At 40.4% G+C, this 26,426-nt stretch carries 25 protein-coding genes; 23 read left to right on the plus strand and 2 right to left on the minus strand.

From position 1 onward, the window contains the following. The first annotated feature begins 16 nt into the window (after window positions 1–16). From AWM71_RS04965 to thrS, 3 genes are all read left to right on the plus strand, one after another. Window positions 17–1,411, plus strand: coding sequence for a DnaD domain protein (locus AWM71_RS04965; RefSeq protein ID WP_060776913.1), 1,395 nt, complete (start codon window positions 17–19; stop codon window positions 1,409–1,411). Then, entirely contained in the window at window positions 1,408–2,337 is a 930-nt protein-coding gene (dnaI, locus tag AWM71_RS04970) for a primosomal protein DnaI (RefSeq protein WP_060776914.1), read from the plus strand. The genes AWM71_RS04965 and dnaI overlap by 4 nt, the downstream gene beginning before the upstream one ends. A gap of 294 nt (window positions 2,338–2,631) precedes the next feature. Beyond that, window positions 2,632–4,590 carry a threonine--tRNA ligase gene (thrS, locus tag AWM71_RS04975; protein WP_060776915.1) on the plus strand — a complete coding sequence of 653 codons (1,959 nt, stop codon included), beginning with the start codon at window positions 2,632–2,634 and terminating at the stop codon, window positions 4,588–4,590. Window positions 4,591–4,686: 96 nt separating this feature from the next. Here thrS and AWM71_RS04980 read toward each other — a convergent pair whose 3' ends face one another. Further along, entirely contained in the window at window positions 4,687–5,934 is a 1,248-nt protein-coding gene (locus AWM71_RS04980) for a glycerate kinase type-2 family protein (protein ID WP_060776916.1), read from the minus strand. 33 nt (window positions 5,935–5,967) lie between these two features. After that, window positions 5,968–7,359, minus strand: a complete 1,392-nt coding sequence (locus tag AWM71_RS04985; RefSeq protein WP_060776917.1) for a GntP family permease — start codon at window positions 7,357–7,359, stop codon at window positions 5,968–5,970. Between the two features lie 600 nt (window positions 7,360–7,959). Here AWM71_RS04985 and AWM71_RS04990 point away from each other — a divergent pair. The 20 genes from AWM71_RS04990 to AWM71_RS05080 all read left to right on the plus strand — a co-directional run bounded on the left by AWM71_RS04990 (window position 7,960) and on the right by AWM71_RS05080 (window position 26,415). After that, window positions 7,960–8,190, plus strand: coding sequence for a YSIRK-type signal peptide-containing protein (locus AWM71_RS04990; RefSeq protein ID WP_060776918.1), 231 nt, complete (start codon window positions 7,960–7,962; stop codon window positions 8,188–8,190). A gap of 123 nt (window positions 8,191–8,313) precedes the next feature. After that, window positions 8,314–8,469, plus strand: a complete 156-nt coding sequence (locus tag AWM71_RS08250; protein WP_158320033.1) for a hypothetical protein — start codon at window positions 8,314–8,316, stop codon at window positions 8,467–8,469. A 227-nt stretch (window positions 8,470–8,696) separates the two neighbouring features. Continuing rightward, complete coding sequence (rpsP, locus tag AWM71_RS04995; RefSeq protein WP_060776919.1) at window positions 8,697–8,969, plus strand: 30S ribosomal protein S16; 273 nt, start codon at window positions 8,697–8,699, stop codon at window positions 8,967–8,969. 17 nt (window positions 8,970–8,986) lie between these two features. Next, a complete protein-coding gene (locus tag AWM71_RS05000) occupies window positions 8,987–9,247 on the plus strand; it encodes a KH domain-containing protein (RefSeq protein ID WP_269447855.1) in 261 nt (86 codons plus the stop codon). Between the two features lie 106 nt (window positions 9,248–9,353). After that, window positions 9,354–9,887, plus strand: a complete 534-nt coding sequence (rimM, locus tag AWM71_RS05005; protein ID WP_101660135.1) for a ribosome maturation factor RimM — start codon at window positions 9,354–9,356, stop codon at window positions 9,885–9,887. Beyond that, the gene (gene trmD / locus AWM71_RS05010; RefSeq protein ID WP_060776920.1) at window positions 9,877–10,647 is read left to right on the plus strand and encodes a tRNA (guanosine(37)-N1)-methyltransferase TrmD; all 771 of its coding nucleotides are present in this window, start codon (window positions 9,877–9,879) and stop codon (window positions 10,645–10,647) included. The genes rimM and trmD overlap by 11 nt, the downstream gene beginning before the upstream one ends. A 219-nt stretch (window positions 10,648–10,866) precedes the next feature. Then, a complete protein-coding gene (locus AWM71_RS05015) occupies window positions 10,867–11,469 on the plus strand; it encodes an MptD family putative ECF transporter S component (RefSeq protein WP_060776921.1) in 603 nt (200 codons plus the stop codon). Then, a complete protein-coding gene (locus tag AWM71_RS05020; protein WP_060776922.1) occupies window positions 11,469–12,149 on the plus strand; it encodes an energy-coupling factor transporter transmembrane component T in 681 nt (226 codons plus the stop codon). Before AWM71_RS05015 ends, AWM71_RS05020 begins: the two co-directional genes overlap by 1 nt. Further along, window positions 12,149–13,522 (plus strand): ABC transporter ATP-binding protein, encoded by a 1,374-nt coding sequence (locus AWM71_RS05025; protein ID WP_060776923.1) that lies wholly within the window; start codon window positions 12,149–12,151, stop codon window positions 13,520–13,522. Before AWM71_RS05020 ends, AWM71_RS05025 begins: the two co-directional genes overlap by 1 nt. Before the next feature lie 196 nt (window positions 13,523–13,718). Further along, window positions 13,719–14,081: a 50S ribosomal protein L19 gene (rplS, locus tag AWM71_RS05030; RefSeq protein ID WP_060776924.1), complete on the plus strand. Its 363-nt coding sequence runs from the start codon at window positions 13,719–13,721 to the stop codon at window positions 14,079–14,081. 178 nt (window positions 14,082–14,259) lie between these two features. Next, window positions 14,260–14,751, plus strand: coding sequence for a hypothetical protein (locus tag AWM71_RS05035; protein ID WP_060776925.1), 492 nt, complete (start codon window positions 14,260–14,262; stop codon window positions 14,749–14,751). Window positions 14,752–14,929: 178 nt separating this feature from the next. After that, window positions 14,930–16,660, plus strand: a complete 1,731-nt coding sequence (locus tag AWM71_RS05040; RefSeq protein ID WP_060776926.1) for an ABC transporter ATP-binding protein/permease — start codon at window positions 14,930–14,932, stop codon at window positions 16,658–16,660. 4 nt (window positions 16,661–16,664) lie between these two features. Next, a complete protein-coding gene (locus tag AWM71_RS05045) occupies window positions 16,665–18,341 on the plus strand; it encodes an amino acid ABC transporter ATP-binding/permease protein (RefSeq protein ID WP_060776927.1) in 1,677 nt (558 codons plus the stop codon). A gap of 134 nt (window positions 18,342–18,475) precedes the next feature. After that, the gene (clpB, locus tag AWM71_RS05050) at window positions 18,476–21,085 is read left to right on the plus strand and encodes an ATP-dependent chaperone ClpB (RefSeq protein ID WP_060776928.1); all 2,610 of its coding nucleotides are present in this window, start codon (window positions 18,476–18,478) and stop codon (window positions 21,083–21,085) included. Between the two features lie 154 nt (window positions 21,086–21,239). After that, the gene (locus AWM71_RS05055) at window positions 21,240–21,986 is read left to right on the plus strand and encodes a TMEM164 family acyltransferase (RefSeq protein WP_082632707.1); all 747 of its coding nucleotides are present in this window, start codon (window positions 21,240–21,242) and stop codon (window positions 21,984–21,986) included. A gap of 69 nt (window positions 21,987–22,055) precedes the next feature. Next, on the plus strand, window positions 22,056–23,195 hold the full coding sequence (gene tgt, locus AWM71_RS05060; RefSeq protein WP_060776930.1) for a tRNA guanosine(34) transglycosylase Tgt: 1,140 nt from the start codon (window positions 22,056–22,058) through the stop codon (window positions 23,193–23,195). A 27-nt stretch (window positions 23,196–23,222) separates the two neighbouring features. Continuing rightward, complete coding sequence (gene yajC / locus AWM71_RS05065; RefSeq protein ID WP_060776931.1) at window positions 23,223–23,558, plus strand: preprotein translocase subunit YajC; 336 nt, start codon at window positions 23,223–23,225, stop codon at window positions 23,556–23,558. Window positions 23,559–23,578: 20 nt separating this feature from the next. Continuing rightward, the gene (locus AWM71_RS05070) at window positions 23,579–23,854 is read left to right on the plus strand and encodes a post-transcriptional regulator (protein ID WP_060776932.1); all 276 of its coding nucleotides are present in this window, start codon (window positions 23,579–23,581) and stop codon (window positions 23,852–23,854) included. Between the two features lie 111 nt (window positions 23,855–23,965). Next, on the plus strand, window positions 23,966–25,081 hold the full coding sequence (dinB, locus tag AWM71_RS05075; protein ID WP_060776933.1) for a DNA polymerase IV: 1,116 nt from the start codon (window positions 23,966–23,968) through the stop codon (window positions 25,079–25,081). A 17-nt stretch (window positions 25,082–25,098) separates the two neighbouring features. Continuing rightward, window positions 25,099–26,415 (plus strand): DRTGG domain-containing protein, encoded by a 1,317-nt coding sequence (locus AWM71_RS05080; RefSeq protein WP_060776934.1) that lies wholly within the window; start codon window positions 25,099–25,101, stop codon window positions 26,413–26,415. Window positions 26,416–26,426 lie beyond the last annotated feature (11 nt).

The raw sequence follows: 26,426 nt of genomic DNA on the forward strand, positions 1-26,426 counted from the left end.
GAAGGGAGAGAACATTGTGAACAATTGGGAAACGTTAAATCCTAGAGAAGGGCTACGGATTATCCTTCACTCTCCCTTTACAGATTGGGATTTTAAGGTACTAAGCTATCTTTATCAACCAATTATTGGAGCCAAGGCTTTTGCTTTATATATGACGCTTTTGACCTATTTGAAAAAGGGAGCGACAAGTTCAGAGGACCTTTCTCATGCCCAATTGATGGATCAATTGGTATTTAGTAAGGAAGACTATATTAGAAGTCGCCATCGTTTAGAAGGAATTGGCCTACTCAATGTGTTTATGAATAAAAAGAAATGGGAAGAACCACAAGTCCTTTATCAATTACTTGCGCCAGTTTCTTCTGATAAGTTCTTTCAAGATGCCATTATGTCTACTCTCCTCTTGGATCATGTGGGGGAGAAAAGATTTAATCAACTCAAAGAACAGTTTTCCTTATCCGAATATGCAACGATTAAAGCCGAAGACTGGGACAATATCACGATTAGTTTTCAAGACGCTTATCATCAGGTGAGTTCGTATGCCAAAGAGGCCACAGCCTCCTTCGATACTCTTATCCATGTCTCTTCTCCCAAACAATTGTTAGACAAAAAACAAATGACTTTTGATATGAAGTATTTTGTGGAATTAGTGAGAGGAAACTTCCTCAGCGAAAATGCAGTAACGAATACAGTGAAACAAATGACGCTCTCTCTTCACCAGCTTTATGGGATGGGAGAGGAAGATTTAGCCAAGTTCCTTCTGCAGGCTGCAGATATTCGCACCAATCAAGTCGATGTTTCTTATTACCAAAGTTTAGCCGTGAAAGCCGCTGAAGAAACTTCTTTAAAAGCTTCTCAAATTCAAAGGACGGAAAAGGTTCCCACTCCTCCCCTTTCACCCCCTCCATTAGATGCGGCTAGTCAACAGTTAGTCCAATTAGCTAAAGCCTATCCGCCTGCCAGCTTTGCACGCTCTATCAAAGAACAAAAGGGCGGTTATCTAACCACTAAAGAAGGCCATCTCCTTCAGAAATTACTCAATCAACAGGTGATTGATCCAGGAAGTTTGAATATTTTGATTCATTATTATTTGGTGACGGAGAGCCAATCTTCCTTACAAGCCAATGTTGTGGAAGCAACTGTCAATGATTGGGCGCAAAAGGGAGTCAGAAGTCCAGAGCAAGCTGTTCAATATCTGAATCAACGCGCGATGGCTATCTATCAAAAGAAAACCGCCAAGCTTCAAAAAAAGAAAACTTACGGGCGAAAGACCTATCAAGAAGTTCAACCTAAGTGGTTGAAACAAAAAGAAAAAACGGATCAAAAGAAAGAAGTCCCACAAAAAGTAGATGAAGGGAAAACAAAAGCTTTAGAAAAGCGGATAAAAGCTTTGCAAAAGGAGGATAAGGCATGAGAAATATTGGCCAAGAATTAGAAAAAAAAGTTAGAAATCCTCGCGTACAGTCTCAATTAAAAGAAATGAAAAAAGAAATTTTAAGTGATTCGGATGTGCAAGCTTTTTTGAAGAGCCACCAAGACCAGGTGGATGAAGCTATGATCCAGCGGTCGCTTTCTAAACTTTATGAATTTGTTCAACAAAAGGAAGCACTAGCAAAGGGCGAAAATACGAAGTTCCTGTACTTTTATCCAAAGTTGATAATGAACGTTAATTATATCGACTTACAGTATGTGGCCAATGATGAATTCTTAGCCCAAGAAAAAGAAAGACATCGGAGAAAACGGGTTCTTTTGAGGGACCTTCCTCAAGATTTAAGGGAAGCCAGCTTACCGAAGTTTGATGTAAGCGAATTCCAAAGACAAGAAGCGTTAACATTAGCCCTAGAATTTATAGAAGGCGTTCACCCTAATTCCTCGCTCAAAGGGAAAGGGCTATATCTATATGGCCCTTTTGGGGTAGGCAAGTCCTACCTGTCAGCAGCTATTGCTAATCAATTAGCAGAACTTGGACATACGACCATGATTCTCCACTATCCAAGTTTTATTACTCAGATGAAACAAGCCATTAAAACCAATAAAGTCCAAGAACGTTTGACAGAACTTAAAGAAGCAGAAGTTCTTGTGCTGGATGATATTGGGGCAGAGAACAATTCTTCCTGGGCGCGTGATGAAATCTTAGGCGTTCTCTTACAAGGGCGACTCAGTAGCGGACGTCCGACTTTCTTCACATCTAATTTCTCGATGGAAGAATTAGGAAAACATCTGGCCCATAATAATCAAGGGGACGAAGAAGTCGTTAAGGCAGAACGAATCATGGAACGGATACATGCTCTTAGTCGAGAAGTGGCTATGGGAGGACGCAACCGGCGTTACGGAGCTTAAAAACTTTAGGGGAACTATTGAAAAAGTAAAAAATATGCGTATAATAAATTCATATGAGAAGAACAAGTGCAGGATGGTTTAAAGAGACGAATGTAAAAGCTGAAAACATCCGAACAAGTACTGCAGGCGACCGCTTCTTGCTTTTCAGCGATGAGTTGAACGTTCAGCTGGCGTTATTCAGCTTAAGAGGCATCTGTAGAGATGCAAATTGGGGTGGAACCACGATTAAATAAGAACTAGTCGTCCCTTCTGAGAATTTCAGAAGGGGCGTTTTTTTATTGAGGAGGAAGAAAAATGATAAAATTAACTTTCCCAGATGGGGCAGTCAAAGAATTTGAAGAGGGCGTAACGGGACGCCAAGTGGCTAAATCCATCAGTAATTCCTTGGCCAAGCGGGCCGTTGCCATTGAATTAAATGGTCATTTAAAGGGATTCGATGAAGGAATTCATGAAGAAGGAAACGTTCGGATTATTGATCCTAAGCAAGCCGATACTGCGCAAGAAGCCCTAGATATTCTAAGACATTCCAGTGCACACCTTTTAGCGCAGGCTTTACGTCGCCTTCATCCTAACATTAAGTTAGGGGTAGGCCCAGCCATTGAAAACGGCTTTTATTATGACACCGATAATGGGGAAGGCTTCCAAGTCAGTGAAGAAGAACTTCCTGAAATTGAAGCCCTCATGCAAAAACTAGTGCAAGAAGACTTCCCAATTGAAGGACGGGTGGTCACTCGCCAAGAAGCCAAAGAAATGTTTAAAAATGATCCTTACAAATTGGAAATTATTCATGACCTCTCAGAAGATGAAACCCTCACGGTATACAGTCAAGGCGAATTTACAGACCTTTGCCGTGGCGGCCATGTGCCTTCTACAGGCTATATTAAACATTTCAAACTGCTCTCTCTTGCGGGCGCTTATTGGCGTGGAAAATCTGAAAACCCAGTGATGCAAAGAATTTACGGGACAGCTTACTTCAATGAAAAAGATTTGAAAGAAGATATTAAACGTCGCCAAGAAGCCAAAGAACGTGACCACCGCAAACTGGGCAAAGAGTTAGATCTCTTTATGGTAGATCCAGAAGTTGGACAAGGACTTCCTTTCTGGTTGCCAAAAGGGGCAACGGTTCGTCGCATCATTGAACGCTATATCATCGATAAAGAAGTAGCAGCTGGTTATCAACACGTTTACACGCCTGTTATGGCCAATGTGAACCTCTACAAGACCTCTGGCCACTGGGAACACTATTCAGACGACATGTTCCCACCAATGACCTTTGAAGATGGGGAATCCTATGTTCTTCGTCCAATGAACTGCCCTCACCACATCAAGGTTTACCAAAATCATGTTCATTCTTATCGCGAACTCCCTATTCGTATCGCAGAATTAGGGATGATGCACCGCTATGAAAAATCAGGTTCTCTCTCTGGTTTACAACGTGTCCGGGAAATGACCCTGAATGACTCCCATATCTTTGTACGTTTAGATCAAATTCAAGAAGAATTTACCCGCGTCTTAAACTTGATTCGTGAAGCTTATCGGGACTTCAATATTACCGATTATCGTTTTCGTTTAAGTTATAGAGACCCTAAAGATACCCATAAATACTTTGATAATGATGAAATGTGGGAAAAAGCGCAAGCCATGTTAAAGGGCGCTATGGATGATTTAGGCTTGGATTATTTTGAAGCAGAAGGAGAAGCTGCCTTCTATGGACCAAAACTCGATATTCAAGTGCGTACAGCCTTAGGCAACGAAGAAACCTTATCCACTATTCAATTAGACTTCCTCTTACCTGAACGGTTCAACGTCACCTATGTAGGAGAAGATGGTCAAAATACCCATCGCCCAGTGATGATTCACCGTGGCATTGTTTCAACCATGGAACGGTTTATGGCCTACTTGATTGAAGAATACAAGGGAGCCTTCCCAACTTGGTTAGCGCCTGTTCAAGCCGTGTTAATTCCAGTGAGTGAAGAAAAACACGCCGATTACGTTTACCAAATCGCTAATACCATGAAAGCAAAAGGCTTTAGAGTAGAAGTCGATGATCGCAATGAGAAGATGGGCTACAAGATTCGGGAAGCTCAAACACAAAAAGTCCCTTATCAATTAGTCTTTGGGGATAACGAAATAGCAAACGCCCAAGTCACTGTCCGCAAATATGGATCAAAAGCAACAGAAAGCTTGGCAATGGATGACTTCCTAGCTATCCTTTCTCATGATGTAGAAACAAAAGGTCGCAAGGACGATTAATTTCACTTAATAAAAATAAAACACGCGGGAAGCTGTATGTTCAACAGCTCCCCGCGTGTTTTTATGTGTGTAGGATGTAAGGATGTGTTTTCTTTTTTAAAGAAGAGTTCCTTTTGGAATAATCAGAACTAAAGAAAGATCATTGACATTGGTGCCTGTTGGGCCAGTGACTATGAGTTGGTCAATAGCCTTTAAGGCATGGTAAGCATCATTTCTTTGAAGGACTTCATGAATTTGGAGTCCTTTTTCTTTTAAGCGTGTTAAAGTTTGACCGTCAGAATAGCCGCCTGCGGCATCTGTTGGGCCATCTGTACCATCACTCCCAAAACTGAGCACATGAACACTGTCCAAGCCATCAATCACTTCCGCAGCCGCTAAAGCAATTTCCTGATTGCGTCCGCCTTTGCCGTCTCCTGTGACATGTACGACAGTTTCTCCACCGATTAGAAAGGCAAGAGGGCGTGTACTTTCTGCATAGTTTTTACCGATCGCTCCCATAAATTTCCCAGCTTCCCGAGCCTCACATGCTAAAGAAGAGGTGAGGAGGGTCACTTGGAAGCTGTTTTCCTCAAGAAAAGCTTGGGCAGCGGTGCATAATTCACTCACACTTCCAGAGAGGTGGGTGGTGACGTTATCTAATTGCTTAGGAGTTTCATGAGTGAGCGCTTCTTGGGCTTGGTCAGAGAGTGACAACTGATATTTTTCGACGATCGCTTGCGCTTCTTTGCAAGTGGAAGCATCAGGATAAGTAGGACCAGAGGCAATCATATCAATCGGATCCCCGATAATGTCGCTTAAAATAATATTGTAAACGTGGGCAGGTGCACAACATTCCGCAAACCTCCCACCTTTGACAGCGGAGAGACGTTTGCGAATGGTGTTAATTTCTACGATGTCAGCCCCTTTAGCCAGAAGAGCATTTGTAATTTGTGTTAATTCTTCAAAAGAAACCAAGGGCTTCTCAAAGAGAGCAGATCCCCCACCAGATAGTAAGACGACTACTAAGTCCTCTGAGGTCAGAGAACTGACCAAGTCCATAGCGGCTTGGGTCGCTTGGAGTGTGTTGTGATCTGGAATAGGATGACCAGCTTCTAAGAGGGTGACGTTAGCTAACTCCCCCTCACAGTGTCCATACTTGGTAATCACAAGCCCTTGATCAAAGGTGACACCTGGATAGTCAACGGCCGCTTTTGCCATCCGCCAAGCGGCTTTGCCAATGGCAATAAATAATTTTCGCCCAGAAACTTCAGGTAAGTCTGCTAAAGCTCGCTTAACAGCTGTATCTGGTAGACAAGCCGTGATGGTTTGAGTGACCAGTTGTTTTTGAAAATCAGAGAAAGTCATGATAAATGCTCCTTGGTTCATAATAAAGTCAGACTAATGTAGGAATAAAGATAAGACAAAGATCAAAGCCATTGAGCTGATCCCTTCGATGAGTGTGACAACAGTTTGCGTGCGGTAACCCTGGTTAGGCGTCATTTGCCCGAAGTTTGTCACTACCCAGAAGTAAGAGTCGTTCGCGTGAGAAACGGTCATGGCACCAGCACCGATCGCCATAACGACCAACACACTTGAAATCGGCGAAGCAAGGCCGAGAGCTGGAAGAAGGGGTGCCATAATCCCAGCAGTTGTGGTCAGCGCAACGGTAGAAGATCCTTGAGCGGTCTTGAGTAAGGCCGAGAGAACAAACGGGAAGAGAATTCCAATCGATTGTAGAATATTAGCATTTGCTGTAATAAAGGAAACGAGACTTGTAGAAGCAATCACCTTCCCTAAAACAGAACCAGCAGCGGTCACAAAGAGAATAGGACCGGATACTTTTAAGGTATCATCGACCATTTTGTAAAGTTTATCGACCATTTTTTGTTGAAGGACGAGATAGACCCCGAGGACAACCCCAACCGCTAAAGCCATAATAGGTGTTCCAAAGAAGATACAGAGTTCTGCACCTAGTCCCTTCCAGTGAGCTAAAGTGGCAATATTAGAGAGGGCCATGAGTAAGATAGGAACAATGATAGGCGCAAGAGCCATAAAGCCATTTGGCAATTGCCCATATTCTGCAACGAGTTCTTCATAGGTCTTCTCAATAGAGTCAGAATCCGCCTCATCGCGAGCCTGTTCCTTTTGACCGATGTGCTTAGCATAGAAGTAAGAAGTAATAAGAGCAGGAATTGAGCAGATCGCTCCGAAAAGCATGACTAATAAGAATTGATTACCAATGCCGAGCGTATTGGCAGCGGCGATAGGACCTGGTGTAGGCGGAATAAAGACGTGCGACGCATAGAGCCCGGCAGATAAGCAGACCGTCATTGCCACAGAAGAAGCGCCTGTCCGCTTCACTAAGGCTTTACGGATAGGGTTTAAAACAACAAAACCTGAATCACAGAAAACAGGAATGGAGACTACCCAACCCATTAATTCAATAGCAAGCTCTGGACGATGAGGGCCGACTAACTTAATCACCATATCCGCTAATTTTAAGGCGGCACCAGTGACTTCCAAGAAAGTCCCAATCATCGCACCAAAGATAATCACGATCCCAATGCTTGAGAAGGTGGAGGAGAAACCCGCCCCGATAACTTCAGGCAAGCCCATAATCTTCTTCCCACCTTCGCCAACACTCGAGATGAGCGGAATGCCACCCAGTAAGCCGAGAATGGCTGAAATCAGCATAATAGCTAGAAAGGGATGGACCTTCCACTTACTGATTAAGAGGATCATGGCGATGATAGAAAGGATAAAAACAAATACTAAAGGTATACCAGTCATACTTTGACCTCTTTCTATAAAGTAAATACATAGATACACAAACAAGAACAATGATAAAAGAATAGCTTGGATATTACTTGATACCGTATCAACTTCTTTCTTTAAACTTTAGCGTTGCATCACATTCATTATATAATGCGTCACATAAAAAGCAAGGGACAAAATAAAAAAATAGGCCGTTTGAAAAAGTCTTAATCATTTCATAAACAATGCGTCAGAAAGAAGGAGAAAATAGAAACAGTCCCACGCTTCCGCCCCTCACTCTCCCACTTAGACAAAAATGTTGAAACAGAAGGGGATCTTATTTACTCAGGAAAAATAAGTGATCCTCAAAATCCCCACTCTTCTATTGAAGGCACAGGCAATTCAAGAACGGAAGACAACCAAATGTTCTGTAAAAGATAAGAAAATGTCTGCACCGGCTCTTTGAAAAATAAAAAGCCAGTCTTTAAACAAGCGGCCCTAAGGAAGGCAGAGAGGGCGAGAGCTTAGAATTTATTGCGCTTTTTTTTTAACAATTCTGATAGTGATAACACGCCTTAAGAATGGGCGTTCTTGCGCTAACTTATAAAAAATAAAAAAAAGAAAAGAGGAAATCACATGAAACCATCTAACGAGAGCCAGCCGCGTTATGGGATTCGGAAGTTCACGGTCGGCGTCGATAGCGCAGTGATCGGGTCAGTCTTGTTCTTGACTCCCACAGTTCAAGCAACCGAGAGCCTAAGCCATGCTCCCGCCGTTCCTGTCCAAGTCAAGGACCGATCGGCTGGCATGGAGAAGGAGAAGCCAATTCAGAAGAAAGAAGACAAGGCAATTCCCCAAGGCGTGTAACCTGCTGATACCCCGCAGCTTCAAAAAGACCTTGCCAAGAAGAAAACAACAAAAGAACCGGACAAGGAGATTCCTTCAAGTGTACCGCATAAAGAGGGAGGCAAAGAGGATTCGAAGAATACGATGGAAGTTGCATCACCTGCTCAAGAGTCTCAAGCAGGGAAGCCGAAGTCCCTTCCGAAGACAGGAGCAGAAGCGGAGATGATTTCCTTGGGTGTATGCTTATTAGTAGGAGGCCTGAGTGTAATCTTCAATCCCTTCAAACGTGATCAAAAATAAAACTAAGAAAGGCAGACGAGATTAATTAAAAATCGCTAGCCAGTCGTAAGTACCTCTAAATCTAGGGGCGAATGACAGGAGCTAGCGATTTTTTGTAAGAAAGTTGGCATGTGGAATCTTTTGATAAAAGTGTAAAGAAAAAATACTTTACACTTACAGATAACTTTGGTATAGTATGTAAATGTGAATAATGAATAAGAAGTAACACATAAGGAGGAATTTTATTCATGGCAGTTAAACTTCGTTTAAAACGTATGGGTTCTAAACGTAACCCATTTTACCGTATTGTAGTAGCAGACGCACGTTCACCACGTGATGGTCGGATTATTGAAAAGATTGGGACTTATAACCCAACAACTGATCCTGCAGAAGTTGTTCTTGATGAAGAATTAGCTTTAAAATGGTTAGGAAATGGGGCACAACCTACAGATACTGTACGTGACATTCTTTCTCGCCAAGGCGTTATGAAAAAACATCACGAAGCAAAATATAATAAATAAAGATAAGTGTGATCAACATGCCTAATACGATGCCTAATATTGACCTTTTATTAAATGAGCTTGTTGAACCTCTTGTAAGTCATCCAGAAGCCATGGAAATTCGCATCAAAGACGGGGATGAATTCTTAGAATATCATGTCTACTTACATCCAGATGATGTCGGGCGAGTGATTGGTAAGCATGGACGAGTAGCGAATGCCATTCGTACGATTTTATATAGTGTGCGTGTTGAAGGTCATCGTCGTATTCGATTGAGTTTTGATCGGATAGAAGATTAAGACGCAGAATGGTAAACAATGAGGAAAACTAGGGTTTCATATCCTAGTTTTTTTCTTTAAGATGAAAGAGAAGAAATGTCATGTGCGAATGAATAAAGGAGAAATTATGGCAGAAGTATATTATCGTGTAGGAAAAATTGTGAATACACAGGGTTTAAGAGGAGAAGTTCGTGTCCTTTCGGTGACAGATTTTCCAGATGAACGTTTTAAAGCGGGAAGTCGTTTAGCGATTTTTGATGAAAAGAGTCATCAAGAAGATGTGGTAGTAAAAAGCCATCGCCTGCATAAGAATTTTCATTTGCTGAAGTTTGAAGGAATGGAAACGATTGAGGCAGTGGAAGGCTTCAAGGGGATGACTTTGATGGTTTCTAGTCAATATCGGGAAGTGAATCTATCTGAAAATGAGTTTTTCTATGATCAAATTATTGGATTACCGGTATATACCTTAGAGGGGGATTTACTTGGTAAGGTGAAATCCATTACCTCTTTAGGGCCTAACGATGTGTGGACGGTTCAACGCCACGGAGAAGGAAAAGATATTCTCCTTCCTTATATTGAACAAGTTGTTAAGCAAGTGGATCTTCAAGACCAACGGATTGTTATTGACCTCATGGAAGGATTGATTGACGATGAAGATTGAAGTATTAAGTCTATTTCCTGAAATGTTTAAGGCTCCTATGAATTCTTCCATCTTGGGAAAAGCCCAAGAAAAGGGCGTGTTGTCTGTGCATGTGACCGATTTTAGGGAGTATTCAGAGAATAAGCATGGGCATGTGGATGATTATCCCTTTGGTGGAGGAGCGGGGATGTTGCTTCAAGTGGGGCCTATTCATCGGGCGTTGGAAGCTTTGGATGAACGTTTAGTGGATCATCAATTACCTGCTTCAGAGAAGCCAGCGCGAGTGATTTTAATGGATCCGAGTGGGGAGACTTTTACGCAGAAAAAAGCAGAAGAACTCGCCCAAGAAGACCAACTGATTTTTATTTGTGGGCATTATGAAGGGTATGATGAGCGGATTCGCCAATATGTGACCGATGAAATTTCAGTGGGAGATTTTATTTTAACGGGTGGCGAGTTAGGCGCGATGGTAGTGATTGATGCGACGGCTCGCTTATTGGATGAAGCAGTTGGCAATGAAGCTTCGATTGAGAGTGAGTCTTTTACGACAGGACTTTTAGAATATCCGCAATATACACGCCCTAGGGACTTTATGGGGATGTTGGTTCCAGATGTCTTGATAAGCGGAGATCATCAAAAAATAGCAGATTGGAAGCGAAAAGAGGCGTTAAGAAGGACCTATCAACGACGTCCAGATCTTCTAGTGAATAGGGCTTTAACGTCAGAAGAAGAAGAATGGTTAGAAGAATTTCGCCAAGAAGAACAGTCAAAAGGTGAATAATTGAATTTGAAAAGGAGAAAAACGAGCAATTGTTTTTCTCCTTTTTCTTCTTTATTAGCTAAAAATAATAGAGGGTCTCTCAAGCCTTTGGGTAAAGAAGGCAAGCTATCATAAAAAAACAAAGTAGAATTTATGAGGAAACTCTACTTGAAAATTTCTTTCAAAAGTTCAAGTTACGCGTTACAATACACCTACTGCTAAAAAAGAAAGGAAAAGCGTATGAACGAAAAATTAACCATTAGAGATTTAACCCATATAGGGGTATTTTTAGTGATTTACTATGTGTTAATCGGATTGATGAGCATGACTTTCGTCTTGTTGGGAATGGGAGCGACGGATCCCTTTTTGGCATGGTTATGTTTTGGAGGTGCTCCCTTTATGACAGGAGTGGTGGCAGGCCCGGTGGTCATGCTCTTAATGACAAAAGTCCAGAAAGCTTGGGGCTTTTTTATCTTTGGCATGCTCTCACCTCTTGCCTTGTGGGCAACGGGGCACACTTGGATTGTCCCAGCTATTAGTGTCTTCTTTGTCGGCTTAGCTGAGTTTATTTTGCGGAAAGGACATTTCAAATCCTTAAAAGCGATGACTTTAGCCTATGCTTGCTTTAATATTTGGGCGATGACGCCATTCTTCGCGGTTTTATGGATTCAATTTATGCAGACGCGAATGGTTGAAAAAATGGGCAAGAATTTGGTCATGACTATCTTTACTTTCCCTCATATGTTAGGAATTGTAGGCGTAGCTTTTGTAGGAGGGCTGATTGGGGCTTTCTTAGGTCAAAAAATGATTAAGAAACATTTCCATAAAGCTGGGATTGTCTGATGCGAAGTCAATATGTCATCACGGCTAGTTATTTTCATCCTTTGACTAAAATCCTCAGCACTCTCTTTTTAGGCTTTACCCCCTTATATAAGTTAGAAGCGGGGTATACTTGGGGAATGGTGGGGCTTTTAGCCTTAGCTTTCTATTTGGAGGGAGAAAAGCGAGAAAGTCTAAGAGCAGGGGTTACTTTTGGGGTGATTTCTTTTGGCGGAAATCTTTTGTTAGAACGTGGTCCCAGCTTTTTGTTGCCCTTGACTTCGTTTTTACTGATTGTTCAGGTGTTGTATCTGCCACTCTTGTCGGCTAAGTGGATGGTCGAAACGACGGATGTGGGAAGTTTATTGGCCGCTTTGGATCAGATCAGGGTGCCCAAGGAGATGAGTCTACCCTTGGCTGTTGTTTTTCGATTCTTTCCTACTTTTAAGGAAGAAGAGAAAAATATTCGAAGGGCGATGAAGGTGAGAGGGTTGACGATGAAGCATCCCTTGCAATATATGGAGGCACTGACGGTTCCTTTATTAGTAGAGGCTTCGCATTTGGCCGATGATCTTGCCAAAAGTGCGGAAACTAAGGGAATTGCGAACCCTTCACCTAAAACGCACTATGTAGAAGTCCATTGGAAGAAGAGAGATAGTGCTTACTTAATTGGAATGGTAGCTATGATGTTAGGAGGTGCCTAGTGATTGAATTACAGGATGTTCGCCTTTCTTATGGCGATCAGGAAGTTCTTAGTCAAATTGATCTTCAAGTTCATCCGGGGGAATGTGTGCTCTTAACTGGGAAAAGTGGCTCTGGAAAGTCTAGCTTGTTAGAGGTAATCAATGGGCTAGCTGTGCGCTATGACCAAGGGAAATGCCGAGGCCTTGTGCAGATTGGAGGAGTTTCGACGGAGCATTTAGAACTTTATCAGCTGTCTCAGTGGGTGGCAACGGTCTTTCAAAATCCGAAGACGTCTTTTTTTAATGTGAATACCACTTTAGAATTGGTGTCTTTTTTGGAGAATATGGGAATTCCGCGTGAAGAGATGGAGCGCCGCTTAGAAGATTTACTTACTCATATGCCTATTGGCCACTTATTGAATCGAAATATTTTTGCTTTATCAGGCGGGGAGCGGCAATTGCTAGCTTTGGCTGCGACTTATATTTCAGGTGTGAAACGGTTAGTTTTGGATGAGCCTTCGTCTAATCTTGATGCTGCAGCCATCGATCGTCTGGGAGAAATGCTGGCCATTTTGAAAGAAAAAGGCGTGAGCTTATTACTGGCAGAGCATCGCCTCTACTATGCTTTGTCTATAGTGGATCGAGTCCTTATTTTGGAAAAAGGACGGATAGTGAGAGAAGCGAGCAGAGAAGATTTTAAGCAGTGGAATAGAGAACAATGTAATCAATTTGGACTTAGAAAGTTAGAGCGATTATCTTTAGAGGATAAACCTTTAAGCGAATCGGGAGAGTGGTTGATTGAAGAATTGACGCTTCATTTTTCCAAAAAAAGGGGCTTAAAAATTTGCAAGCTTCCTCTCAAAGAGGGGCAAATTTATGGCGTAGTGGGGCCAAATGGCATAGGAAAGTCTACCTTCCTTCGGGCGTTCGTGGGCTTAGAAAAGGGAATGACGCTTTCTTATCAGGGACGTAAGCTATCTGCGCGCCAAAGGAGAAAATTATCAAGTTGGGTGATGCAGGATGTGAATCACCAACTCTTTAGTGATCAAGTCTTTCGAGAAATGTTTTTAGGAAATGGTTCTTTAGAGGAAGAAAGGGTTTTGGCTGTGGCCGATCAACTCGAATTAAGTCCTTTTTTAGATCGCCACCCTTTGAGTTTGTCGGGAGGTCAAAAGCAGCGTTTAGCGATAGCTTCTGCTTTATTAAGTTCCAAACCTTTAGTCTTTTTGGATGAGCCGACAAGCGGCATGGATGCTTACCATATGCGAAAAATTTCTGAAGCTTTACAGCAAGAAAAAAGAAACAAAGACCTTATTATTGTGGTTTCGCATGATGTGGAATTCTTGAATCGAACGGTAGATCAAATCCTTGACCTGAGTCAGTATGTGGTTTAAAAGGAGGAGCTGCTTTTTCTTTTGGAGTTGCTATTTAAAGAAAATATCGTATTTTTAGAAAAAGGAGAATAAAAAGACTTTACATTAATAGATGAAGGGAGTAAAATGGGTCAGTAAGTGTAAACTTATAGTGAAATCAAACGGTATTCCGCTGCCCTGTGGGGGTATGAGTATTTGTTAGAAAAGGAGAAGAATCATGAGTCATAATCCAAAGTTAATTGATGCTATTGTTGAAGGACAATTACGTAGTGATATTCCAGACTTTCGTCCTGGAGACACTGTTCGTGTACATGCCCGTGTTGTAGAAGGGGAACGTGAACGTATTCAAATTTTTGAAGGCGTAGTTATTTCACGTAAAGGACAAGGAATTAGCGAAAACTTCACCGTTCGTAAAGTATCAAACGGTGTAGGTGTGGAACGTACTTGGCCATTAAACACACCACGTGTGGCTAAGATCGAAGTTATTCGTCAAGGTAAAGTTCGTCGTGCGAAGCTTTATTACTTACGTGACCGTCACGGAAAAGCTGCACGTATTGCAGAACGTCGTCGCAAGAAATAATCTCGTCTATCCGAGAAGCAAGAGGAAATCGTCTAAAAAGAGGATTTCCTCTTTTTTTACTTCCAAAGTCAAAAAAAGTCAGTAAAATATGTTGACTAATTCTGACTAAAGGAATATAATAAACATGTAAGGAAAAAGAAAACCTTACAAAATGATAAATTAAAGAAAGGTGATCATAATGACAAAGTATAGAGTAACTGCAGATGTAGATAGTGCCACTTACGGAAAAGGTCGTTTGGAAGCATATTTGGATGAAGCAGAGTTTATTCAATACGCCAACCTTTCAGATGATGAAAAACTTGATTTCTTAAAGAATAAATCAGCTAAAGTCCAATTAGCCAGTGACTGTGTGAATGAAAATGAAGTCTCTCATTATCAAGTGAATGCGCTATCTCCTCGCGAAAAAGTAGAAGGTGAACAAAAGCCATCTGAAGTAAAGACTATTCGCAAGATGCGGATGAATATTAATGGTCAAGATACCGGATGGGTGGATGTCACAGATGAAAATGAAGCACAATATAATGCGATAATGGATCGTATGAAAGATATGCACCAAAAAATGACACAAGAATTCAATCACTTCTTTCAACCATTTTGCGAATGTCAAGGATTTCATTTAGAGTCCCCTTTCTTCGCAGCCTTGGATCATAAAGAAGCCACGGCAAAATAAAAAATTATAAACACGTTAAGCCTCAACTGTTGGCCTTAAAGGTTGGCAGTTGAGGCTTTTTGATGTTTATTGAGAAAAATGGGGCACCACTTTGTAAAAGCTTTTTAAGAAAAAAGATTCGAAATGCAGATTATAGAGGGTATAATAGAAAGGAGTCTAAAAGAGAGGAAAATATGCAATGGTCAAGAAACGGTTACTGGAGGTCGTTCCTACTGCTAAAGAAAATATAGCTAGAGTGGTGCTCTATCAATGGATAGGTTTGATCGGACAGGTGGGATTTGCGATGCTTCTTGCTTGGTTAATAGGGATTATATCTCAACGAACATTCACCTTACAGAAAAGTGTTGTTTTATTGGTGGGAATTGGTTTGGCTATAGGAATACGATTTTTTGCTGAAGTGAAGCAGGAGAAGGCTTCTTTTTTTGTGCGTTCGTCAGCGAAGAAAGAATTAAGGCAGAGGATTTATCAACAATTATGGACTTTAGGAAGTGATTACCAAAAATTTTTTTCAAAAGCAGAAGTGAGTCAATTATTGACAGAAGGGGTAGAACAGTTAGAGGCTTATTTTGGGTCTTTTTTACCCTTACTTTTTTATAGTGTATTAGCGCCTATTACTTTGTTTTTGGTATTACTTCCATTGAATTTCAAGGCAAGTGTCGTTCTCCTTTTGGAGGTGCCGTTTATTCCTTTAGCCATTATGGGAGTCGCTAAGATCGCTAAAACTAAACTTCGGAAATATTGGAAGTCTTATTTGAATTTGGGAGACTCTTTTTTGGAGAATTTAGAAGGGTTAGTGACTTTAAAAATTTATCAAGCAGATGCTATGAAAGAAGCGCAGATGGATAGAGAAGCGGAAGATTTTCGACGAATGACCATGAAGGTATTAGTGATGCAATTGAATTCTGTGACGATCATGGATATTTTTGCCTATGGGGGCGCTGCAGTGGGGATGTTGATTGCCATTTTTTCTTATGCTAAGGGAGAAATATCTTTGTTTGCAACTTTATGCGTTATTTTTTTAGCAAGTGAATTCTTCTTGCCTATGAGAAGATTAGGGTCAGCCTTTCATATGGCAATGAACGGTGTAGCTGCGAGTGAGCGCTTGTTTGCTTTATTAGATGCTTCTTTTGAAGAGAAAGGCTCCCTTCCTCTCCAATCACCAATTGAACTTGTGGAGGTAAATGACCTTTCCTTCGCTTATGAAGTCAAGCAAGCGGTTTTGAAAAATATCTGCCTACAATTAAAACCTGGACAAATTCATTGGGTGATGGGTCCCTCTGGATGTGGAAAAACGACTCTTTTAAAGCTCTTAGGACGAAAAGAAAGATCCAGTAAAGGAAGAATTGTCTTGAATGGGAGAGAGGTGTCGCAAATTGCTTTAAAAGATTTAGGAAGTCAAGTGGCTTATGTCGGTCAAGAATCTTATCTTTTTAAGGGGACTATTGAAGAAAATCTAAGAATGGGAAATGAGAAACTCTCTGATGATGAATTATGGCAAATGTTAGAAGATCTTCGGTTAGCTCACTTCTTTACTGAAAAGGAAGGTTTAACCACAAGGATCGATGCGGGCGGCGAAAATTTATCCGGTGGGCAAAGGCAACGGCTGCTTTTAGGGCGGGCTTTGCTCAAAAAAGCCTCTCTCTATTTATTGGATGAGGTGACTTCTTCTGTGGATTATGAGAGTGAACAAGCTATGATGAGCCTCTTAAAGAAAATTTCCCAAAAATGTGTGGTAGTTTTAGTTTCTCATCGCTTAACGTTGGCTGATGAAGGGGGAGAAGTGTATTTCCTCCACGCGGGTCAAATAATAGAAGAAGGAAATGTGGAAACATTACTAGCAAAGAAGGGGGCTTTTTGCCACTTGTATCATGAACAGAAGTCACTCGAAGCCTATAGTATTGGAGGGTAAGAGGATGAAAACCACTTATTGGAAAATCATTAAAAATTTAATGCTTTTAGTAAAGCCGTTGCTTGGAGTGATGGAATTAGCTATTTTGATGGGAACTGTAGGAAGTTTATTTGCTAGTTTTATTCCCGTTTTGGCAGGGGCATGCTTGCTTGAGGGAATGAGAAAGTTGACCTTAGAGGGCTCTATCACAGGAAAAATGTGGATTTATGGAGGGAGTATGCTCCTTTTGGCGGTACTTAGGGGATTCTTACGGTATGGCGAGCAGTACTGTAATCACTACATTGCTTTTCGCTTGTTAGCTCTTCTGAGGCATCGGACATTTGCTCAATTGAGAAGGATAGGGCCAGCTAAGTTAGCGGGTAAAGATCGAGGAGACTTAATGGCAATGATTACTCATGATATAGAAGCCTTGGAAGTCTTTTTTGCGCACACGCTTTCTCCAGTAGCTATAGCTTTCTTGTCGAGCTTAGGCATGTTGATTTTCATAGGATCTTATTCCCTATTAGCAGCTGGGGTTGCTTTAACGGTGTATCTTCTTCTTGGTGTCGTTTTGCCTTGCTTGCGATTTCGTCATTTGAAAAAGATGGGTCAAGAAGTTCAAAAACGCTTTTCAGAGTTAAATACTTGTGTACTGGATTCTTTATATGGCGTGGAAGATCTTATTCAATATGACCAAATGGATAATCAGACGAAGAAACTTACAAGCTATGAAAATTCTTTGCATGAGATGAAACAAGCCCTGAGTGACCGTTCTGCAAAAGAAAATGCTTGGGTGAATAGTTTGGTTGCGGTGGCTTCAGTGGGAATTGTAGCCGTTATGGGATTGGCATATAGTCAAGGTCAGGTGGAGATAGAAGGGCTTATTCTTGTCCCACTTGCTTTAATGAGTTCATTAGGCCCTTGTTTGGCTTTAACGCGGTTGCCCGATTATTTAACTCAAACTTTAGCAAGTGGTGAGCGATTGCTTCGCTTATTAGATGAGCATCCTGCTGTAAAAGAAGGGGAACATTCCCTTGTGACTCATGCGAAGGCTTTTACTCAATTACAAGTAGAGAAGATTGACTTTTCTTATGAAGCTTCATCTCCTATTCTTAAAGACTACTCTTTGAATGTGTTTCCTCATCGTATTATTGGCATTCATGGCTCAAGTGGTTCAGGAAAATCGACTTTATTAAAGCTTTTTATGCGGTTTTATGATGTGGATAAAGGAAAAATATGTTTGAATACCTGGAATTTGAAGGATTTAACCTTTAAAAGCTTGCGCTCGGCTGAAGCTTATATGACGCAGGATACCTATGTTTTTAAACAAACAGTTTGGCAAAACATTGCTTTGGGACATAAAAATCCAGAGAGAGAGTCGGTTATTTTAGCTGCTAAGAAAGCAGCTTTACATGATACCATTCAACGTTTACCTGAGGGCTATGATACGATACTTGGAGTAAAGGGTAGCGAATTATCTGCGGGTGAAAAGCAACGTCTCGCTTTGGCAAGAGCCTTTTTCTCTAAATCCCCCATTCTTTTATTGGATGAACCGACCAATCATTTAGATGTTTTAAATGAAGGCATGATATTAAAAGCCTTGAAGGAAATTTCTAAGGAACGTACGATTCTCTTAGTTTCGCACCGAATTTCTACTTTACAAATTGCTGATGAAATTTATACTTTAGAGCCTAAAGCCTAAACAAGAACTCCCCTATATTCGTTAGAGTTAAACTCTTTGAATAGGGGAGTTTTAAATTTTTGACTTTCTCTGGCTTTAACGTTGACCAATTTTGACCTATGTGGTAAACTAAGAATTGTAAAGGAGTGGATAGAATGAAACCTATGGATATGACAACCAATTTACAAGAAGCGCTCGCTAATGCACAACAAATTGCTCAAACGAGACATCATCAAGAAATAACTATTCCGCATCTTTTCACGGCGCTTGTTCAACCTAGTCAGTTCGCTGATCGGTTTTATGAGGGACTTTCCATTTCAACGGAAGCTATGCGCCAAGAACTTAATCAAGAATTAGATCGTATTGTTTGTGTAGAGGGAAGCGGTATTCAATATGGGCAGAATTTTTCGAGAGGCCTAGCTGAATTAATCCAAGCCGCTCAAAAGGAAGCTGAAGAATTTCAGGATGAGTATTTGTCAACAGAAATTCTTTTACTGGCCCTTATGACCTTAGAGAGTTGTGAATTAACGAAGTGGTTAAAGAAAATGACTTCGTATAAACAAATTAAGGATAAAATCAAAGCCTTAAGAAAGGGTGATCATGTGACTTCTCAAAATGCTGAAGAAAATTATGAAGCTTTAGAAAAATATGGGAGCGATTTAACTGCTGCAGCTAAGGCTGGGAAAATGGATCCTATCATTGGACGTGATGAAGAAATTCGTGATGTTATTCGGATTCTTTCACGTAAGACTAAAAATAATCCTGTTTTAATCGGAGAACCTGGTGTTGGGAAGACCGCTATTGTGGAAGGTTTGGCCCAAAGAATTGTTAAGGGGGATGTCCCAAGTAATTTAAAAAATAAAACCCTCTTTTCCTTAGATATGGGCGCTTTGATTGCGGGAGCGAAATACCGTGGAGAATTTGAGGAACGTCTCAAGGCGGTTCTGAATGAAATTAAGAAGGCGGACGGACAAATTATTTTGTTTGTCGATGAAATTCATAATATTGTTGGTGCGGGAAAAGCGGAAGGTGCCATGGATGCTGGAAACCTTTTGAAACCTCTTCTTGCGCGTGGTGAATTGCATTGCATTGGAGCGACTACGCTGGATGAATATCGAGAATACATGGAAAAAGATAAAGCTTTGGAACGTCGATTCCAGCGCGTTTTGGTGCAGGAGCCTACTGTAGAAGATACGATTTCTATTTTGCGGGGGTTGAGAGAAAGTTTTGAAAATCATCACCATGTAAAAATTCATGATCAAGCTTTAGTGGCTGCTGCTGAATTATCTAACCGCTATATTTCAGATCGTTATTTGCCGGATAAGGCCATTGACTTAGTGGACGAAGCGAGTGCAGAAATTCGGGTAGAAATGAATTCGATGCCAACGGAATTAGACCAACAACGTCGTCGTCAATTGCAATTAGAAATTGAAGAGGAAGCCTTAAAAGAGGAAGAAGATACCGCTTCTAAGAAACGATTGGGTGAATTACAAAAGGAATTAGCTGAAGTCCGTGAAAAGAATAATCAATTGACCTTAGAGTGGGAAAATGAAAAATTAGCGCTTAAAGAAATTCAAGACAAACGTCAAGAAATTGAAAAAGCTAAGCGGGATTTGGAAGTGGCACAAAATAGTTATGATTTGGAAAAGGCTGCTCAATTACAACACGGGACGATTCCTCAATTGATGAAAGAATTAGAAGAAAAGGAAAAAGCCTACGAAGAAGAAGAATCAGGTAGAACGAGTCTGGTTCAAGAAGCTGTAACAGAAGAACAGATTGAAGAAGTGGTTTCTCGTCAAACAGGAATTCCAGTGGCTAAACTTCAACAGAGTGATCGTGAAAAATTGTTAGACTTAGATCAACGGTTACATGATCGTGTGATTGGGCAAAATGAAGCAGTGGATTCTGTAGCTAATACGGTTCTAAGATCTCGGGCAGGTATTCAAGATCCTAATCGTCCGTTGGGGTCCTTCCTTTTCTTAGGCCCAACAGGTGTCGGAAAAACAGAGTTGGCTAAGGCTTTAGCTCAGCAAGTGTTCGATTCGGAAGATAATATGGTTCGAATTGATATGTCTGAATATATGGAAAAGGCAAATGTTTCTCGTCTAGTAGGGGCTGCACCAGGATATATAGGTTATGAAGAAGGCGGTCAGTTAACAGAAGCTGTTCGTCGCCATCCTTATTGTGTGGTCTTGCTCGATGAAATTGAAAAAGCGCATCATGATGTCTTTAATATCCTTTTGCAAATTCTCGATGATGGGCGTTTAACAGATGGACAAGGTCGAACTGTAGACTTTAAGAATACAATTATTATCATGACCTCTAATATTGGTTCAGATCTTCTACTTGAAGATGCTAAAACCGGAGAAGCTGATCATATTTCTTCTCGGGCAAGGAAAGAGGTCCAGAATCGTTTGAACTTAGAGTTTAAGCCGGAATTCTTAAACCGGATTGATGATATTATCTTCTTTAGCCCACTTTCTAAGGAGAATATGACAGGGATCGTGGAAAAACTCTTAAGGGAATTAGGACAACGTTTAGCCAGTCAACATATGGAATTGGATTACAGTCCAGAACTTGTACAATGGATTGCAGACAGTGCCTATGAGCCAGAATTCGGAGCTAGACCTTTACGTCGGTTTATTATTAACCAAGTCGAAACGCCATTAGCGCGTGCGATTATTAAAGGAGAAGTCAAAAAAGAGAGCAAGGTGTTTATAGATTATTCTCCAGTAGATGATCAAGTCATTCTAAAAGAAGCCTAATAGCTTGAAAGAAAGCTGCTCTTATTAAAAGGAGCAGCTTTTTTTGTTGAAATTGAGACAGAAGAAAGATTTGTGATAAAATAAATAGCGGAGTTTAACAGTCAGAAGACTTAAACGTACTGTTTAAGAAAAATCAATTCGTTAAAAGGATTGAATGAGAAAGGTAATTTCAATGTTTTCATATTTTATTCGAACAACAACAGATGCTGGTGGGACAATTCCCGCTTATATTTTAGCCGTATTAGCCGTTTGGGGAGTCCTTTACGGGTGCTTAACTGCAGTTACCGATCGAAAAATTACTTGGCATTTGTTTTTAGTATTAGCTTTTCAAGTGGTTCTATTAATGTGGTATTGTTTAGATATTCCGCTTTTACTCGAAGAAGGATTACCTTTTTATCATTGTCGGATAGTTTCATTGTTAATTTTATATGCTTTTTACAAGAAAAAAGAAAAGTTGATGACTTACACCGCTTGGTTAGGACTCTTTGGGGCTTTGATGGCGTATGCTGTGAATCCTAAAGTTTTGTATGTTTGGCCGCATTTGACTTATATAACCTTTGTGGGTTACCATTTGAATTTAATGATTATTGGATTACTTTTACTTAGACGCCATTGTCAAAATTTGTCTTTAAGTTATTGTTTCAATCAGAGCGTGAAGATCAATGCGGTGATTTATTTGGTGAACTTATTTTTGGATACCAATTACGGTTATTTTAAGGAACTTCCAGCTCCTTTCCCCAAAAATGTGCCAGCTTGGTTAGTGGCAAGTGTTATGGCTGTTTTAATGGGAATCAATATTTATAGCATCAATCGTTATTGCCTGAGGGAAAATGGAATTAAGCGTATTTATTTAAAATCGAAGGCCAAGGCAGATCGTGTTTCGGAAGCAAAGAACAGGTAAATATAAGACTAGTGAATTTGCTCTTTTTTTGTTAGAATAACTACTAGACTAGAGGAAAGGTGTTGAATAATGCCGGCACTGAGATATGAATTAATAAAAAAAGAAAAACATACAGGAGCGAGACTAGGGAGGGTCATTACGCCACATGGAGTGATTGAAACCCCTATTTTTATGCCAGTAGGGACTTTAGCTTCTGTAAAGAGCGTGTCTCCAGAAGAATTAAAGGAGATGAAAGCTCAGATTATTTTGAGTAATACCTACCATCTGTGGTTACGTCCAGGAGACGATCTTATAGAAAGGGCAGGAGGCTTACATACTTTTATGAATTGGGATCGCCCGATTCTTACAGATTCAGGTGGATTTCAAGTCTTTTCTTTAACGGATATTAGGCGTTTGGAAGAAGAAGGTGTTCACTTTAGAAGCCATTTGGATGGCTCGAAGCTTTTCTTAAGTCCAGAGAAAGCGATTCAGATTCAAAATCACTTAGGTTCTGATATTATGATGAGTTTGGATGAATGCCCGCCTTTTGACGCTTCCTATGATTATATGAAACATAGTATTGAGCGGACAACACGATGGGCAGAGCGAGGATTAAAGGCGCATCAAAGGCCGAATGATCAAGCCTTATTTGGAATCTTGCAGGGTGGAGGTTATAAAGACCTTCGCCTCCAACATGCCAAAGAAATGGTTGGATTAGATTTTCCAGGCTATTCTATCGGAGGCTTATCTGTTGGGGAATCTAAAGAAGAAATGTATAAGGTCTTGGATTACCTTACCCCAATTATGCCAGAGAATAAGCCACGGTATTTAATGGGAGTAGGAAGTCCGGATGCCCTAATTGAAGGAAGTATTCGTGGCGTGGATATGTTTGACTGCGTATTGGCTACTCGGATTGCTCGAAATGGAACATGTATGACCTCTAAGGGAAGATTAGTGGTAAAAAATGCTGCTTACAAAGAAGATTTACGACCAATTGACGAAGCGTGTCAGTGCTATACCTGTCGAAACTTTACAAGAGCTTATGTGCGGCATTTGTTACATTGCGGAGAAACATTTGGTCTGCGGCTAACCTCTATTCATAATTTACATTTCTTGCTTCAGTTAATGGAACAAGTTCGTCAGGCTATTCGAGAGGATTGTTTGTTAGACTTTAAAGAAGACTTCTTTGAACGTTATGGGTTAAATGTTGATAAACCTAAGAATTTTTAGAAATCAAACAAGGAAAGAGAGATAAATATGGGAATGCTTATATATATTGTGGCGATTGTTGGAATGATGTATTTCTTTATGATTCGTCCGGCTAGAAAACAACAACAGCAGCGTCAAGAGTTGATGAATTCTGTGGCTGTGGGAGATAAAGTGGTCATGATTTCTGGCCTTCATGGGGTGGTTCACGCCATCGATGCTTCTCTGGTTACGATTAATTGTGAAGGAATCTTTTTAGAATTTGAACGGACAAGTATTGCTCGTGTCTTAAAAGATACGGCAGCAGAAGATTCTCAAGCGTGTCCAGAAGAGGAAGAAGCCAAAGGGGAAGAAGTAGAAACTTCCGAACAAGAGTCAGAAGACTAAAAAGATAAGAAGGTTATGTCATGTTATCTAAGTGGCAGTGGGCTTTATTAAATCCCAGTTTGGATAAGAAAGTTAAGGAATTCCATCAAGCAGGGTATCCAGAAATTAAGCGAGAAGACTTGATCAATTATTTAAAAAATTATGTTTGGAAACGTCAGTCTCCCACAACGTATTTGAAAAAATTACAAACGATCAAAGAGGTAACCTGTAATCGGTATTTTGATTATTTACAATTACAAGCTACCTCCTGTAAGTCAAGATCTCTAGAAGAAATCAATATCGATTCCTTGCTTTAAAGAAGAAAAAACTGAGGATAAGATTCCTCAGTTTTTTTGTGCGTATTTATCGACTTCATGGTTTTTATTGATTATGATAAGGACGTATAGAGCACGAGGAGGGGAAAATCAATGAGACGAATCGGTGTTTTAGAATTTGAAGAGCCAAAGATTGAAGCAACCCGAAAAATCCTTCATGTTGATATGGATGCTTTTTATGCTTCAATAGAACAAAGAGATAATCCCGCTCTTCGTGGTCAACCTGTTGTGATTGCGCGTAATCCAAAAGAATCGAGTGGAAAAGGAGTGGTGGCAACGGCTTCTTATGAGGCTCGAAAGTTTGGTATTCATTCAGCAATGAGTGCTTCAGAAGCTTATCGTTTATGTCCACACGCTCATTTTATTAGGGGAAGGCATGATTATTATCGACAGGTAGGAGAAGAAGTTCGCCAAATTTTTGCACAATATACCTCTTTAATTGAACCTTTGTCTATTGATGAAGCTTTTCTAGATGTGACAGAGAATTATCAACAGCTCCCTTATGCTATGGATGTTGCTCAACAGATTCAAAGAAAGATTGCTCATGACTTGCATCTAACTTGTAGCGTAGGAGTATCTTATAATAAGTTTTTAGCCAAATTGGGATCTGATTATCATAAACCACAGGGCATGACTGTGATTACGCCCAAAAAAGCTTTAGCTTTTTTGGGACAGCTTCCCATTGAAAAATTTTACGGTGTAGGGAAACGGTCCGCTGAAAAAATGCATCAGCTAAAAATTTATACGGGGGAAGATTTAAGAAAATTGAGTCAGGAAGAGTGCTTGACTTATTTTGGCAAGGCGGGGTTGTCGCTGTATGAAAGAGTAAGAGGAGTTGACAATCGACAAGTTAAGACTAATCGCCAAAGAAAGTCAAATGGTAGGGAGAGAACCTTCTATCCCTTTCTGTATTATGATAAAGAAGTAGAAGAAATGTTACGCTGGTTGTCTCAGCAAGTGTCTGACAGTTTGATGACGAAAGGACTTAAAGGGCAGACCCTCACTTTGAAGATACGTTATGAAAATTTTGAAACGCTGACTCGCCAAAAATCCCTGGATGATTCTGTGAATAGTTATGAGGATATCTATTATCATGCTCAAGATTTGTGGGAGCAATGGGGACAAGCAGAACGAGGTGTGCGATTATTGGGTATTACAGTGAGTGATCTGGTTTCTGTTGAATATGAAAATATCCGGTTGCCATTGTAAATGATAGGAGGAAGAAAATGGCCACAAAACATGAACAAGTGATTGACTATATTCGAAAAATTCCTGTAAACCATGAAATTTCTGTTCGAAGAATTGCGAGAGACCTCTCTGTTTCTGAAGGAACTGCCTATAGAGGAATTAAAGCTGCAGAAATGAAGGGATTGGTCAAGACGAAAGATCGGGTGGGAACTGTCCGAATTGAACAATCTCTTGCTTATAGGCATCAGAATATTTCGGTGAGAGATGTAGTGGCTTTAACTGATGCGAAAATATTAGGGGGAAGTTTGGGATTAGATTATGTGGTTCAAGACTTTATTGTAGGGGCCATGAAAGAAGAATCCATTATTTCTTACTTAAAAGAAAATCTTTTGTTAATTACGGGAAATAGAGAAAATGTCCAAAAACTCTCCTTAAATCATGGGATTCCTGTGATTATTACGGGAGGTTTTCAGACCACACAAGAAGTCATAGATCTTGCGGATGAGAAGAAGATTCCTATAGTGAGTGTGACTTATGATACCTATTCTGTAGTTAAGATTATTAATAAGGTTTTATCTGAACGTGCGGTTCAACGGAATTTAGTTTTGGTAGAAGATATTTACGTTCCCTTAAAAAAAGTGAAGTTTTTAAGAGAGAATGAAACCGTAGCGGAATATTGGGAGCTTAGTCGTCGGACCACTCATTCCCGATATCCGGTGGTGAATGATGAAGGAGAAGTAGTTGGAGTGGTTTCTGCTAAGGATTTATTTAATACCACACCTTTTACCTCCATTCACTCCATTATGACTAAAAATCCCCTCGTTGCTAAATTAAATATGAGTGTTGCAAGTGTGACCCAGTTAATGCTATGGGATAATTTGGAAATGGTCCCTGTAGTTAATGAGGAGAATCAGTTAGTGGGATTAATGTCTCGACAAGATGTTTTGTATACCATGCAATTTACCCGACAAAGTTCAGATAATGATTACCGCTTAGAGGCTTTAATTAATGACAAGATTAAAAGTTTAACGACGGATGAAGGGCAAACGTACTATCAATTTACGAGCGACGGTTCTTTTGGAAGTAATTTAGGGACACTTTCAGAAACTTTACTAGGAGCGATCATTGCGTTTGTGGGACATCGATATGTTTATGAACAATTTAATGAATTTGGAGTGCTGGAAGCCTTTAATTATTTCTATTTTGAGGCTGTAGATTTTAATAAATCTATTCAGATTTATCCAGAACTTATTTATCAAACACGTAGGAATTGCAAACTTTCTATTATCGTGAAATATGGGAAAGCCAAGATTGCTTCGGCGGTCATTTCACTTAATATGCTAATAAAGAAATAAGAGGGGGAATA

The organism is Aerococcus christensenii (genome assembly GCF_001543105.1).
Lineage (GTDB): Bacteria > Bacillota > Bacilli > Lactobacillales > Aerococcaceae > Aerococcus > Aerococcus christensenii.